The sequence below is a fragment of the Asticcacaulis sp. P2_B1 genome, assembly GCF_056404915.1.
This window is the reverse complement of record NZ_JBFUDD010000002.1, coordinates 292,677-303,999: the sequence shown is the minus strand read 5'-3', so window position 1 is coordinate 303,999 and position 11,323 is coordinate 292,677. Positions and strand designations below refer to the sequence as shown.

Annotated in this window: 14 protein-coding genes; 6 read left to right on the top strand and 8 right to left on the bottom strand. The window is 62.2% G+C overall.

Annotation, left to right across the window (positions count from 1 at the left end; genetic code table 11):
* Nucleotides 1–17: 17 nt before the first annotated feature.
* A complete protein-coding gene (locus AC1DX3_RS05805; RefSeq protein WP_476988299.1) occupies nucleotides 18–551 on the top strand; it encodes a DUF4175 family protein in 534 nt (177 codons plus the stop codon).
* A gap of 288 nt (nucleotides 552–839) precedes the next feature.
* On the opposite strand, the gene nadS is transcribed toward AC1DX3_RS05805, so the two are convergent.
* From nadS to AC1DX3_RS05785, 4 genes are read right to left on the bottom strand one after another with little or no spacing between them, the layout of a single operon-like run.
* On the bottom strand, nucleotides 840–1,130 hold the full coding sequence (gene nadS / locus AC1DX3_RS05800; protein ID WP_476988298.1) for a NadS family protein: 291 nt from the start codon (nucleotides 1,128–1,130) through the stop codon (nucleotides 840–842).
* A gap of 2 nt (nucleotides 1,131–1,132) precedes the next feature.
* Nucleotides 1,133–1,444 carry a type II toxin-antitoxin system RelE/ParE family toxin gene (locus AC1DX3_RS05795; protein WP_476988297.1) on the bottom strand — a complete coding sequence of 104 codons (312 nt, stop codon included), beginning with the start codon at nucleotides 1,442–1,444 and terminating at the stop codon, nucleotides 1,133–1,135.
* Nucleotides 1,445–1,481: 37 nt separating this feature from the next.
* Nucleotides 1,482–2,012: a phosphoribosyltransferase gene (locus AC1DX3_RS05790; protein ID WP_476988296.1), complete on the bottom strand. Its 531-nt coding sequence runs from the start codon at nucleotides 2,010–2,012 to the stop codon at nucleotides 1,482–1,484.
* A gap of 1 nt (nucleotide 2,013) precedes the next feature.
* Nucleotides 2,014–3,051, bottom strand: coding sequence for an MJ0042-type zinc finger domain-containing protein (locus AC1DX3_RS05785; protein ID WP_476988295.1), 1,038 nt, complete (start codon nucleotides 3,049–3,051; stop codon nucleotides 2,014–2,016).
* 120 nt (nucleotides 3,052–3,171) lie between these two features.
* Here AC1DX3_RS05785 and AC1DX3_RS05780 point away from each other — a divergent pair, with 120 nt between their 5' ends.
* The 5 genes from AC1DX3_RS05780 to AC1DX3_RS05760 are packed head-to-tail and all read left to right on the top strand — an operon-like array spanning nucleotide 3,172 to nucleotide 6,675.
* Nucleotides 3,172–3,948 carry a cell division ATP-binding protein FtsE gene (locus AC1DX3_RS05780; RefSeq protein ID WP_476988294.1) on the top strand — a complete coding sequence of 259 codons (777 nt, stop codon included), beginning with the start codon at nucleotides 3,172–3,174 and terminating at the stop codon, nucleotides 3,946–3,948.
* A complete protein-coding gene (locus tag AC1DX3_RS05775) occupies nucleotides 3,945–4,850 on the top strand; it encodes a cell division protein FtsX (RefSeq protein WP_476988293.1) in 906 nt (301 codons plus the stop codon). The genes AC1DX3_RS05780 and AC1DX3_RS05775 overlap by 4 nt, the downstream gene beginning before the upstream one ends.
* 36 nt (nucleotides 4,851–4,886) lie before the next feature.
* Nucleotides 4,887–5,606, top strand: a complete 720-nt coding sequence (locus AC1DX3_RS05770; protein WP_476988292.1) for a YdcF family protein — start codon at nucleotides 4,887–4,889, stop codon at nucleotides 5,604–5,606.
* A 5-nt stretch (nucleotides 5,607–5,611) separates the two neighbouring features.
* Entirely contained in the window at nucleotides 5,612–6,325 is a 714-nt protein-coding gene (locus AC1DX3_RS05765) for a lysophospholipid acyltransferase family protein (RefSeq protein ID WP_476988951.1), read from the top strand.
* The gene (locus tag AC1DX3_RS05760; RefSeq protein ID WP_476988291.1) at nucleotides 6,322–6,675 is read left to right on the top strand and encodes a nuclear transport factor 2 family protein; all 354 of its coding nucleotides are present in this window, start codon (nucleotides 6,322–6,324) and stop codon (nucleotides 6,673–6,675) included. Before AC1DX3_RS05765 ends, AC1DX3_RS05760 begins: the two co-directional genes overlap by 4 nt.
* 215 nt (nucleotides 6,676–6,890) lie before the next feature.
* On the opposite strand, the gene AC1DX3_RS05755 is transcribed toward AC1DX3_RS05760, so the two are convergent.
* The 4 genes from AC1DX3_RS05755 to AC1DX3_RS05740 all read right to left on the bottom strand — a co-directional run bounded on the left by AC1DX3_RS05755 (nucleotide 6,891) and on the right by AC1DX3_RS05740 (nucleotide 11,279).
* The gene (locus AC1DX3_RS05755) at nucleotides 6,891–8,531 is read right to left on the bottom strand and encodes a tetratricopeptide repeat-containing sulfotransferase family protein (RefSeq protein ID WP_476988290.1); all 1,641 of its coding nucleotides are present in this window, start codon (nucleotides 8,529–8,531) and stop codon (nucleotides 6,891–6,893) included.
* 26 nt (nucleotides 8,532–8,557) lie between these two features.
* Nucleotides 8,558–9,700 (bottom strand): succinylglutamate desuccinylase/aspartoacylase family protein, encoded by a 1,143-nt coding sequence (locus AC1DX3_RS05750; RefSeq protein ID WP_476988289.1) that lies wholly within the window; start codon nucleotides 9,698–9,700, stop codon nucleotides 8,558–8,560.
* Between the two features lie 93 nt (nucleotides 9,701–9,793).
* Nucleotides 9,794–10,663, bottom strand: a complete 870-nt coding sequence (locus AC1DX3_RS05745) for a hypothetical protein (protein ID WP_476988288.1) — start codon at nucleotides 10,661–10,663, stop codon at nucleotides 9,794–9,796.
* A 31-nt stretch (nucleotides 10,664–10,694) separates the two neighbouring features.
* On the bottom strand, nucleotides 10,695–11,279 hold the full coding sequence (locus AC1DX3_RS05740; RefSeq protein WP_476988287.1) for a hypothetical protein: 585 nt from the start codon (nucleotides 11,277–11,279) through the stop codon (nucleotides 10,695–10,697).
* Between the last annotated feature and the right edge of the window lie 44 nt (nucleotides 11,280–11,323).

Below are 11,323 nucleotides of genomic sequence, written 5' to 3'. Positions count from 1 at the left end.
GCATGGGGGTAATCGCGATGACCGGCAGAAAGCCTTCGGCCCTATCACCTCTTAACCGCGGTCTGTTCGGCACGCGGTTGGTGATGATGTGGGAACGTCTGCTGCCGGCCCTGTTTCCCTACGCCCTGCTGGCTTTCATCATTGCCGTCGCCGGCCAATGGGGCCTGTTCCTGCATATGTCGAAGCCCCTGCATCTGGCGATCGTCGCCGCCGGTTTCGTCGTCGCCTTGATGGTATCGGTGCGCGCCCTGCTGCATTTCCGTATGCCGACCTTTACCGAGCTCAATACCCGCCTGGCGGTCGATAACGGCGTCAAGCCCGAGCGCCTGATCGGCATGCGCCATGAAGTCGAGCAACCGTCCTTGCGCATCGGTAAGCCCAAGGCCGGCATTGCCGAATCCGATCCGTTCGCCCTGCGCTATGTCGCCCTGGTGGCGGCCCTGCTGGGTTTTCTGATCATGGGCCCGGTGCCGTGGTCGCGCGTCGAGAGCGGCTTTTGCCTGTTCGGTGACCACAGCCATTTCGCCGATATGAGCCTGGCGCGGAAGTAGGGCCTTGGGCAGCCAATCAATATTGTCCTGGATATTTCCAATCCTTGTTTTGCTGGGTTGGATTGGGCTCACATGGCTTTCCGTGCAGGCGATTATCAAGGCCTACAAGACCGGTAAGGTCTTGGGTTTCGACAGACACGAAGATCCGATCTTATTCCGTGCAACTGTTATCAGTCATATGGTTTTTGTGGTGTTCATGCTTTTGGGCGTGTCAGCGATTTTCGCCGGCATAATCGCTGACACGCACTTTCAAAGATCGTGAACTCGAGCAGGACTTCAGATTAATCTTCAGCCGTGCAGCGACTTCAACGCAACTTCCGGCGCTGCGGACACTATCTTGAGCAAAGCGGCTGCGGGGCCGGTTGGCTTGCGGCGATGTTGTTCCCAGTTCTGCAATGTTTTGACGCTGACCCGCATCAGCTTGGCGAATTCGCCCTGCGACAAGCCCATTTTTTCGCGCGCATCCTTGGCATCGGGGGCTTCCAGCTTAAAGCGGCGCGACGCCTCAGCCTTGCCGGCCGAGATATCGCCGGCTTCTTTCAAGCTTTGTACCAGATCGTCAAACAGCTCTTTGTCCATCACTATAACGCCTTTACCAGTTGGGCCAGAATGGCGACTTCCTTGTCGCTTAGGGTGTCCTTTTGGGACTTGGGGTAGATAACCAACATATAGATCTGGTGATTGTCCTTCAGCCAGTAATAGATAACCCGGACGCCGCCACTCTTGCCGCGTCCTTGGGCGGCAAAGCGCATTTTTCGGATACCGCCGCCGCCCCTGATAAGGTCGCCAAGGTCAGGAGTCTCGAGTAGGTCGTTCTGCAAACCGCGATATTCATTGTCGGACAGCAAGGCCGTTACCAAACGTGTGAAGGTCGGCGTCTCAACGAATTCCATAGGATGATACATATACGCCATTGGCGTACAATTCAAGTTAATCCAGCGCGCCGATATAGGGCAGGGCGCGGTACTTGCCGCCATCGTCCAATCCGTAACCCACCAAATACCTTGCCGGCGCGTCCCAGGCGGTGAAATCGGCCTCGGTCTCTCGCCGCGCGCCATCTTTCAACGGGTCGGGCTTGCGGGCGAAAACCGCGGTCAGCACCTCGGCGGCGCCGGCTTCCAACGCGATCTCCCGAGCGATATTCAACGATGCCCCGGTATCCAGCACATCGTCCATGATCAGAACCTGACGGCCCTCGACCGAACGCTGCAGGGGCGCGCGAATCAGCATGGTGCCGCTGCTCTCGCGGCCATCGGCATAGGAAGACAGCCATAGTGCGTCAAAGGCGATGTCGCGGCCGGCCCGATTGAGCGCGCGGCTGAGATCGGCGGCGAACCAGATGCCGCCGGTCAGCAGGCAGACACCGACGCAATTGGGCCTGATATAGTCGACCATAAGGTCGGCGAGAACCTGGACGCGTTCCTGGACTTCGCTTTCGCTGAGCAGGACAGCGGGCGCCATGTCAGGATTTGGCGCCGTGGAGCTTGGGGGTGTCGGTCGAGGCAATGTCATCGTGCAAGGCGGGTCTCAAGGATGGCAGGGTGCGGTTGGAGACAGGCTGGTCGTGTGCATCATGTTGCGCACCCCCCTCTTGCGCCCCTCCGTCTTGCGTCACGCTGTCGCCGCCGTCAACACTATTGTCGCCGTCGAGACCGTGGCCGGTGTCCGTCATGTTTTCCGCGACCGGCGAGGCTTCTGTAGCCGGTTCCGCGCCTTGTTCCGGATTGCCATGTTCAGCTTCACCGTCTTCGGAGGCGGGCTCATGCGTATTTTCGTCGGCCGCGGCGTGCGGCGCCGAATGCGACTTCATCTTTTTCATGGCGACGAGATCGAAATCGAGATCGATGGCGGCGGCCTTGTTCATCGGGTCGCGCACATCGAACAGCAAGGTCCGCGTGGCGCCCGGCCCGACAACCAGGCCGCCGGCGGGCATCAGCACGGTGTCGAACTGCTGCAAGGTGGTGTCGCGCAGCTTGACGCGCACTGGCGGCACCGGCACGGGCTTGTCGCTGGTATTGCGGATCTGGGCTTTCACGGTGACTACGAAACGGCCGCCCTTGACGCCGCGGTCCATCGAGGTCGTAACAAAGTCGAGATGGGTCGGATTAACCTTAGCGCCGACCATGGCATAGGCACCGGCGACACTGGGGAAGGCACTGACGATATCGACACGCAGGAAGAAGCCGATGGCCAGGATCAGCACCGCCACGGAACCGAGGCCGGCCCAGACCAGACCTTGCGCCGTCAAGGCCTTGGCGCGCTTCTTGTCTTCGATCAGGGCGCGATAGGTATGCGGCAGGACCTTGGCCTTGACCGATTGCAGGTCCTCGACCCGCTCGGGTTTGCGCACGTCGCTGAACGACAGGTCGATCGGTATTTCAGGTTTTTCGGCGTGCCAGGTCGTCTTGCACGCCGTGCAGCGCACGGTGCGGCCCGCCGGCCCCAATTGGGACTCATCGATCGTGTAACGCGTCGCGCAGGAGGGGCAGCTAAGGATCATGATCAGTTAAACTGTGGACGCCGAATCAATGCAAAAAAGCCGTTACCAGAACAGGTTTTTAACTTTATGGTCGCAAAAGTCTTAATAACTGATCAAGCTGGTTAACCATATAAGGACCCGATGCCTTCGACACCCGCCCGGATTTCGCCAACTGCCGACGTGACGCGCGATGACGCGGCCGTCGTGACGTTTCGCGACGTATCCCTGGGCTACGATCTGGGCATGCCGAAGTCCCTGGCCATGGGCGTCGACGAAGACGATCTCATCCTTAAAAACCTCAACTTCACCCTGCCGGCCGGCTCTTTCCACTTCCTGACCGGACCGTCGGGTTCGGGCAAGACGTCGCTGCTGAAGATGATCTACCTGGCGCAAAAGCCGACCTTCGGCGAAATCGCCCTGTTCGGCGAGACGGTTCAGCCGCACGACCGGGCGCAAAGCGCCGCCCTGCGCCAGCGACTGGGCATCGTTTTCCAGGAATTCCGCCTGCTGGAACATCTCAATGTCTTCGACAATGCCGCCCTGCCTTTGTTCGTCCATGGCGGCCATTTCAAAAGCTATCGCGACGATGTCACCGAACTCCTGACCTGGGTGGGGTTAAAAAGCCGCCTGCACGCCATGCCGCACGTCCTGTCGGGCGGCGAGAAACAACGCCTCGCCATTGCGCGCGCCGTCGTGACGCGGCCGACCCTGATCCTGGCCGACGAACCGACCGGCAATATCGACTACGCCATGGGCTTGCGCATCATGCGTTTGTTCGTTGAGCTCAATCGCCTGGGCGCCACCGTCTTGATCGCCACCCACGACGAAAGCCTGGTGCGCGCCTCGGGCATGCCTGTCCTGGAACTGAAAGGCGGCCACTTGTCGCGCCGCGACCTCAATGCGGGGACGGCGCCATGAACAGCCAGTCGCCGTCGCGCCTGTCCTCCATGAAGGCGCACAATCTGCTGCCCCAGCAGGATCAGCGCGAAATCGCCCTGCATTATGTCATCGGCGTCCTGTGCGTCCTGGCCTGCCTGGCAGCGCTCGTCACCCTGGCGTCGGACCGCGCGGCGCAAGGCTGGTCGCGCGATATTCGTTCCGAAGTGACGGTCCAGGTCCGCCCGTCGGGACTGGAAAGCGGCTCGGTTGCCGCCGCCAAGGCCGCCGAAGTCCTCGCCGGCGTCGAGGGTGTCGGAGAAGTGACCGCCATCGAACCGGAAAAAGCCAAGGCCCTGATCAAGCCATGGTTGGGCGACGCCATACTCGACGACCTGCCGATTCCCAATCTTGTCGAGGTCAAGCTCGACCCCAAGACGCCGGCCAAGCCCAAGGATTTGCTCGACGCCATGACAGCCAACGATATCGACGGCAGCCTCGACGATCACAGCGTCTGGCTGAAGGACGTCGAGCAGAGTGCCCTGACCATCCGGTTGATTTCTTTCGGTATTTTCTTCATCATCGGCTCGGCGACAGCGGCGGTGGTCGGCTTCGCGACACGTGCCGGGCTGACGGCGCGGGCCAATATCGTCGAGGTCCTGTCGCTGTGCGGCGCCAGCGATCTCTTCGTGGCGCGGCTGTTCCAATACCGCTTTGCCCGCATGTCGTTCGAGTCGGGCCTGCTGGGCGCCATCATAGCCGCGATCGTCATGACTATCATAAAAGTCACAGGCAGTTCACAAAGCTTCGCGATGGCTCTTCCCTTTTCATGGCAGGACCTGTTAATATTAATACCTTGCCCGCTGCTGGTCGCTCTGATCGGCGCGGTTACGGCGCGTTTCGTCACTTTGCGGTTGCTGGCCAATGACGGGGCTCGGTCTTGAGGGCCAAAATTTTGAGGGGAGGCGGAAATTAAACACATGCGCAGCCTCATCGCCTTGGGCGTGGTCGTCCTGCTGTGGTTGGCGGGGCTTTTCGTGTTTGCCGACCGCGTCATCGATTCCACTCCCGCCGTCGAACCCGAGGATCCTGCCGACGCCATCGTTGTCCTGACCGGCGCCTCGGATCTGCGTCTCAAGGAAGGCATGCGCCTGCTGGAACGGCGCAAGGGCCAGCGTTTGTTCATTTCCGGGGTCAATCCCGAAGTCAAGCGGCCGGAACTGCTCGACGTTACCGAAGGCTCGAAGCGCCTGTACGAATGCTGCGTCGACCTGGGTTACGAAGCCGAAAACACCGTCGGCAATGCCCGTGAAATCGCCGACTGGGCGCGCGGCCACGACTTCTACACCCTGATCGTCGTGACCTCGGACTATCATATGCCGCGCTCCCTGCTGGAGCTGAAGGCCGACATGCCCGACGCCAAATTCATTCCCTATCCGGTGGCGACGCCGGATCTCGACGCCCGCGGCTGGTGGAAGTCGCGCAAGGGCGAACGCATTATCGTCGTCGAATATTGCAAATACCTCGCCATTATGGGCCGCGACGCCGTCCTCAGCCTGTCGCGCGCTTTCGGCGACAAGGGCGAGGTCAAGAAGGCGCCTGGCTCGGAAGACGCGGTCAGCAGCACGTCGTCGAACGTTTCCTCCGGCAGTGCCTCCGGAAGTGCTTCTGGCAGCGCCTCGGCGAGTAAAGCTTCGTGAAACTGATTACACGGCTGCGGTCGCTGCTTTTCATGCTGTGGATGTACGGCTCGATGCTGGTCTTCGGACTGGGCCTGTCGCCGCTGCTCCTGTTCCCGCGATTCGTCGCCATGTGGGTGATCCGCTCGTGGGCCCATTCCATCGTCCTGGGCGCGCGCTTCATCGTCGGCATCAAGATCGAATTCCGCGGCCTGGAACACCGGCCGACCGGCGCCGCCCTGATCGCCGGCAAGCATATGAGCATGCTGGACACCATCGCGCCTTTCACCGTGCTGAAGGATCCGTGCTACGTCCTGAAGAAGGAATTGATCTACCTGCCGTTTTTCGGCTGGTTCGCCTGGCGGGCGCGGATGGTGCCGATCGTGCGCGCCGATGCCGCCAAGGCGTTGAAACAGATGGTGATCCTGACGCGCGAGCGTCTGAAGGAAGCGCGCCAGGTCCTGATCTTTCCCGAAGGCACACGCTCCAATCCTGGCGACGATCCGCAATATAAACCCGGCGTGGCGGCGCTCTATCGCGAGCTCGATACGCCGTGCCATCTGCTGGCGACCAATAGCGGACAATTCTGGCCGGGCCACGGCATCGACCGCAAACCGGGCACCATCGTCTTCGAATTCCTGCCGCCCCTGCCGGCCGGCATGAAGCGCGGCGAGCTGATGACCGAGATGAAGGCGCGCCTGGAAGAGGCCTCCAACCGCCTGGTCGAGGAACAGAGATGAGTCCCGAGGATATCGTGCGCGGCCAGCTCGATGCCTATAATGCCAAGGATATCGATGGATTTCTGGCGTTCTGGGCCGAAGACGCCGAGATCTATGCCCATCCCGATACGCTATTGGCCAAGGGCCATGCCGATATCCGGGCGCGCCACGTGGCGCGGTTTCAGGAGCCCGATCTCCACGCCCATCTGGTCAGCCGGCTGGTCCTGGCCGATCGGGTCGTCGATACCGAGCGGGTAACGCGCAACTTCCCCGAAGGCGTCGGCGAGATCGATGTGGTCGCGATCTATGCATTCCGCGACGGGCGGATCGCGCGGGCGTGGTTCCTCATGGGAACGCCTGAGCTCCGTTGAGATTCGGAGTAGAGCGGGCCTATTTCAGGGAAAACCGGCGCTCCGAATGAGGAGCGGACTATAGGCCGTGCTATAATGGCAACGGCAGTGGGCATGACTTTTGCGTCTGCTGCGCCATAAGGTATGAGGTAATATAATACTTCAAAAACCCAATTTCAGGCTATTCGGAGTGTCGATTTTCTCCGAATACAGCCCCGGCTACTCCGAATCTCGTATCAGCCTATCCCTCGCCCGGCCGAGTCGATCGCGTCCATAGCTTCCAAACGATCGCGCAGGGGCGTCAAACCCACGGCATAGAGCCGCCAGGCGCCGACGCCCTCGGCATTGATCGGCTTGCGCACCTGGGACGAACTGGCCGACGCTACGGCCCCGCCGGCCTCGTGCGGTCGCAAGCAGGCCTCTTCGAACGGCAGGCCGCAGGCGTCGAGCAGGCGGCGGATCTGCGGCTCCGGGTCGGCGATCAAGGCCTCCAACGAGATATCGATCAAGCCGTCGCCCAGGCACGCCTGCCAATGCTGCATTAGTTCGCGGTAATTGGCGTAATGGTCGGCGATATCGTCGAGCGAAAACGACCAATTGGCGGCGAAATGCAGCTTATAGGCGCCGAACAGGGCGTCGAGCGGCTCGCGCCGGACATGGACGATGGCGGCGTCGGGATAGGCCAGACGGATCAGGCCGGCATAGTCGGAATTGTGCGGCAGCTTGTCGGTGGCGCACGGGCTGCCGTCGCTGAGATAGGCGGTCTCAGCATTGTAGAAATCGGCGATGGCCTGCGGGTCGACCTGCGCCGCCGCAGCAATGGTTTCCGCGTCGACCAGACGCCAGCCCTGGGCTCCGGACATCAGCTTGGTCGCGGCGGGAAAGGTCTGCAATTCGCCCAGACCCTGGACCTGGCTGTGCGCCGACAGGATGCGCTCGACCAAGGTCGTGCCGGACCGCGGCAGACCGACGATGAAGATCCGGCGCTGGCCCTTGGATGGACGCGGCGGCACGCCGGCAAAACGTTCCACCGGGAAGAAACGCTTCCACGCCGCCACAGTCTCGCGTTCGTCTTCCGCTGACCATTTCGGGTTGCGCGGCGTCACCGGCTGCCGTTGGGCGGCTTCGGCGCCCTTTTGCAGCCACTCCCACGCCTGGGCATAATCGCCGATATCGTTCAACTCCTTGAACAGGGCATAGCCCTGGCGCGCGGCATCGAGCGGATGGACGGCCGGGGTCGCCTTCAGCCGTTCGATATGATTATGCTCGGGTGTCCAGCGTTTCAGCCGCGACAGGGCGAAATGGGCACCCCAATAGGGCTGGGGCTGGCCGGCGATGGCGGCTTCGAAACTGCGTTCGGCGTCGTCCAGCCGGCCGAAAAACTGCTCGATGTCGCCGCGCTCGGACCAATAGGCGGCAACGTGCGGCTCCATCTCGGTGGCCCTGACCAGGAGCGGCAGGGCTTCCGCCTCACGCGTGGCATGGGACAGGCTGGTCGCCAACAGGTGCAGGGTGGCGGCGTCGGCCGTGCCGGTCTTGTCCAGTTCAGCGAGCGCCTGATGGACCAGGGTGACCGCCTCACTGCCCTTGCCGAGCGGGATCAAGGCGCGCGCCCGTTGAGTCAGGAAGCGCGCCAGCGCGGGATTACCCGATGGCAGGCGTTTGGCGCCTTCTTCCAGAGCCGCCTCGGCTTCGGCGAAGGCGTAGATTTCGATGGCCGCCAGACCCCACAGCCACCAGGCTTGCAAGGCGTTGGGGTCCAAGGCTGCGGCACGCCGCGCGGCCAGCACGGCCTTGTCCGGCCGGCCCTGTTGCAAGGCGGCGGAAGCTTCGGCAAGCGCCGGCTGAGCGGGATTGGCGGTGGTGATATTTTGCATGTTGTGTGACTTAGTCGGGCGCCATTTTAATCGGCTGCCATGGTCGCGGTGTCCGGGCAGCCGTCGGCCTTGCACGGCAAGGCGTCGTTCCAGTCGATCAGGCGCACGACCATGTCGCCGGGCTCGGTGCGCGGGTCGGTCGCCAGGGACAGCACGCGGCCGGCCGAAGGCGCGGTAAGAGTTGCGATGGTCGTACCGAAGGGATCGGTGATCGTGGCGAGCGGATCGCCCGTCCTGACGTCCTGACCGAGGTGAACCAGGAGGTGCGCCCATCCGCCGCGCGGGCTGGTGATGTCGTTGATTTCATTGCCGACGAAGGGCGGCGGCGCCGACAGGTCGGGCTTGCCGCTCAGCATGCCCTTATTCATGAGGATGTTGCGCACCCCCGTGACCGCGTGGGCGACCGTATCGCCATCGAAGCGTTCCGGCGCCCCCAGCTCGTAGGTCACGGCGGTGATGCCGGCGGCATTGAGCATGTTTTCCAGAGCGCCGTCGATGCCGGGATCCATATTGATGACGTCGGGACGCAGCAGGTCGGCCAATTGCCGCGCGCCCTTGGTCTGGGCGAAGACATAGGCCGGATACTGGCCACCGCGCGATTGGGTATGGAAGTCGATGGCGTAATCGGCATTGCCGATGAACAGCTGCGACCATAACCGGCCGGCATAGCGCGTCGCGACACCGCCGCTGTCGGGGCTGAAGGTTTCGGCCGGATTGGGCATGACGCGATTGAGATTGTCACCATTGGTGCCGATCTCGTCGGCGGTGAAGCCGCGCGTCGAATGCAGCAGGCCGGGCGTATTCAGGCCGGGCACGGCGACGATGGCGCCGCTGATGGCCTTCGGATCGATCGTCGCCGCCAATCGCTGGATGACGGCAATGCCGTTCAACTCATCGCCGTGGATACCGGCCGTTAGCAGCAGTCGCGGACCGGGCTTGGCGCCCTTAATGACGACGACCGGCACGTACCACCCCTGACCGATCGAGGTGTCGGCGACACGAAACCACAAATGGGTGGTGCCTGCCGGTTGGTCGGCGATATCGAGCTTGTCGATTACTTTCGCGCCGTCGACGCTATCGCCGGTATAGACCGTGGCGGCCGAGGCGGCTCCGGTTGTCAGGGCGAGACCTAAAGCGATGACGGTGGCAAGGCGGAAAAGGGACATCATGACAATCGCTTTGGTGACGGCGGGAAGGTCAGCTTAAGGCGCAATGCCCGCTATGGCCATCTTTTTCGACCGGAGCTGCCGCAGGGACGTTTCCTATTCGCCGGCTTCGAAGGCCTTGACGATCTGATATTGCGCGATGTGAATGTCGAGGTCGGCGGCGCGGTCCTGCTTGCCGTCATCGTGCAACCGCATCTGGGTCAACTTGCGCTGGGCGTCGATATCGTAGGCGACGATCAGTTGCATCAGTTCCGGCTTGCTCAAACCATTGGCCTGAATCTTGGCGTTCATGCGGATGATCTTGTCTTCGAGCTCGGTCTGAGCAACGGCGGCAATGGCGGACAGGCGGTACTTGTCGTTCTCGGACAGTTTGGTGAAGTCGATGTGGTTGGCGACCTCGGCAATGATCAGCTTCATGTGCTCGGTGGCGACGAAGTGGCGGATCAGGTCTTCGGTACCGTCGACGTGGAAGATGGTCTCGGCCAGCGAAATGCGTTCTTCCAGGGCCGGGTCGGTGGTGGCGGCCGCAGCGTTCAGGGCGACCTGGTCGGCGGCCGTGCCGTTCGGATTCTGAAAGGCAGCGACGATGGCCTGGGCGGTTTGCCGGTCGAGATCGGTCGAAACCGGCAGGGCCGGCTGGACGCCCTGGCCGGTCGACAGGCCGTAGGCGATGCCGGTCGGAACGGTCGCCGGTTGAGCCAGGGCCAGCAGGGCGCCGATCGATGCAGCGTCGGGTGTGGTCGCGGTTTCATCGCCGGCGGAGGCGACCGGCGCGGCGGCTGCCCCCTGGGTCGCGGCGCCCGGAGCCGGCAGCGGATGTGCCATCGCCTTCATCTGTTTCAGATAGTCGTCGATCTGTTTCGACTGATCCGCCGTGAGCGGTGGTACGTTTTGCGCCGCGGCGGCGGTGGCGCACAGGGCCAACGCAGTGGCAACAAGAACGCTTTTGACTTGAACTGACAACACAGGTCCCCCCGAAGGCCTTGTAAACAACGCCTTAGCCGGCGACCGATTGGGTGAATGTCTTGATGATCTTGATCACCGCGTCGACCATATAGCCCTGGATTTCCTGGGCGTTGGCGTCGGGTGTCTGGAACTTGCCGGCATTGTATTTGGCGGCGGCGATCGACGAATTGGCGACGATCAATTGCTGGATTTCATCGGTGCTGAAGGACTGCGACTGCGCCGTGGCGATATCGTTGATCAGGCTGTTTTCCGTGTCCTTCAGGACGCCGTCGGCGATGGTGTTATAGCGTGCGTCCTGGGCCGGTGTCAGGGCAGGGCCGCCGGCGCGTTGCAGCACGATCAGCTTGGTCGCCGTCTTGGTGTTGTTTACGACCAGGCGGATATTGCGCGACATGCCGTTGAGTTCCATCAACTGCTTGTAAAGCTGGACCTTTTCCTGAGCCTGGGCGGCGTCGGCCTTGTCGTTCAATTGCGCGACGGCGACGGTGGCGACATCGCCGGCGGCAACGGCCTGGGTATTGGACGGCGCGGCGTCGACGATTTCCTGCGCGGCGCAGGGCAGGGCAATTAGCGCGGCCAAAGCCAACGTCATTACGCTCAAGCGTTTCAAAGTCATGGTGCGCCCCGCCAATCCTGAAGATTAACCGAGACTACCGCACA

What these genes read in the sequence shown, in the direction of transcription:
- AC1DX3_RS05805 (WP_476988299.1), top strand. Translation starts at nt 18, where the DNA reads ATGACCGGCAGAAAGCCTTCGGCCCTATCACCTCTTAACCGCGGTCTG.
- nadS (WP_476988298.1), bottom strand. Translation starts at nt 1,130, where the DNA reads ATGGACAAAGAGCTGTTTGACGATCTGGTACAAAGCTTGAAAGAAGCC.
- AC1DX3_RS05795 (WP_476988297.1), bottom strand. Translation starts at nt 1,444, where the DNA reads ATGGAATTCGTTGAGACGCCGACCTTCACACGTTTGGTAACGGCCTTG.
- AC1DX3_RS05790 (WP_476988296.1), bottom strand. Translation starts at nt 2,012, where the DNA reads ATGGCGCCCGCTGTCCTGCTCAGCGAAAGCGAAGTCCAGGAACGCGTC.
- AC1DX3_RS05785 (WP_476988295.1), bottom strand. Translation starts at nt 3,051, where the DNA reads ATGATCCTTAGCTGCCCCTCCTGCGCGACGCGTTACACGATCGATGAG.
- AC1DX3_RS05780 (WP_476988294.1), top strand. Translation starts at nt 3,172, where the DNA reads ATGCCTTCGACACCCGCCCGGATTTCGCCAACTGCCGACGTGACGCGC.
- AC1DX3_RS05775 (WP_476988293.1), top strand. Translation starts at nt 3,945, where the DNA reads ATGAACAGCCAGTCGCCGTCGCGCCTGTCCTCCATGAAGGCGCACAAT.
- AC1DX3_RS05770 (WP_476988292.1), top strand. Translation starts at nt 4,887, where the DNA reads ATGCGCAGCCTCATCGCCTTGGGCGTGGTCGTCCTGCTGTGGTTGGCG.
- AC1DX3_RS05760 (WP_476988291.1), top strand. Translation starts at nt 6,322, where the DNA reads ATGAGTCCCGAGGATATCGTGCGCGGCCAGCTCGATGCCTATAATGCC.
- AC1DX3_RS05755 (WP_476988290.1), bottom strand. Translation starts at nt 8,531, where the DNA reads ATGCAAAATATCACCACCGCCAATCCCGCTCAGCCGGCGCTTGCCGAA.
- AC1DX3_RS05750 (WP_476988289.1), bottom strand. Translation starts at nt 9,700, where the DNA reads ATGATGTCCCTTTTCCGCCTTGCCACCGTCATCGCTTTAGGTCTCGCC.
- AC1DX3_RS05740 (WP_476988287.1), bottom strand. Translation starts at nt 11,279, where the DNA reads ATGACTTTGAAACGCTTGAGCGTAATGACGTTGGCTTTGGCCGCGCTA.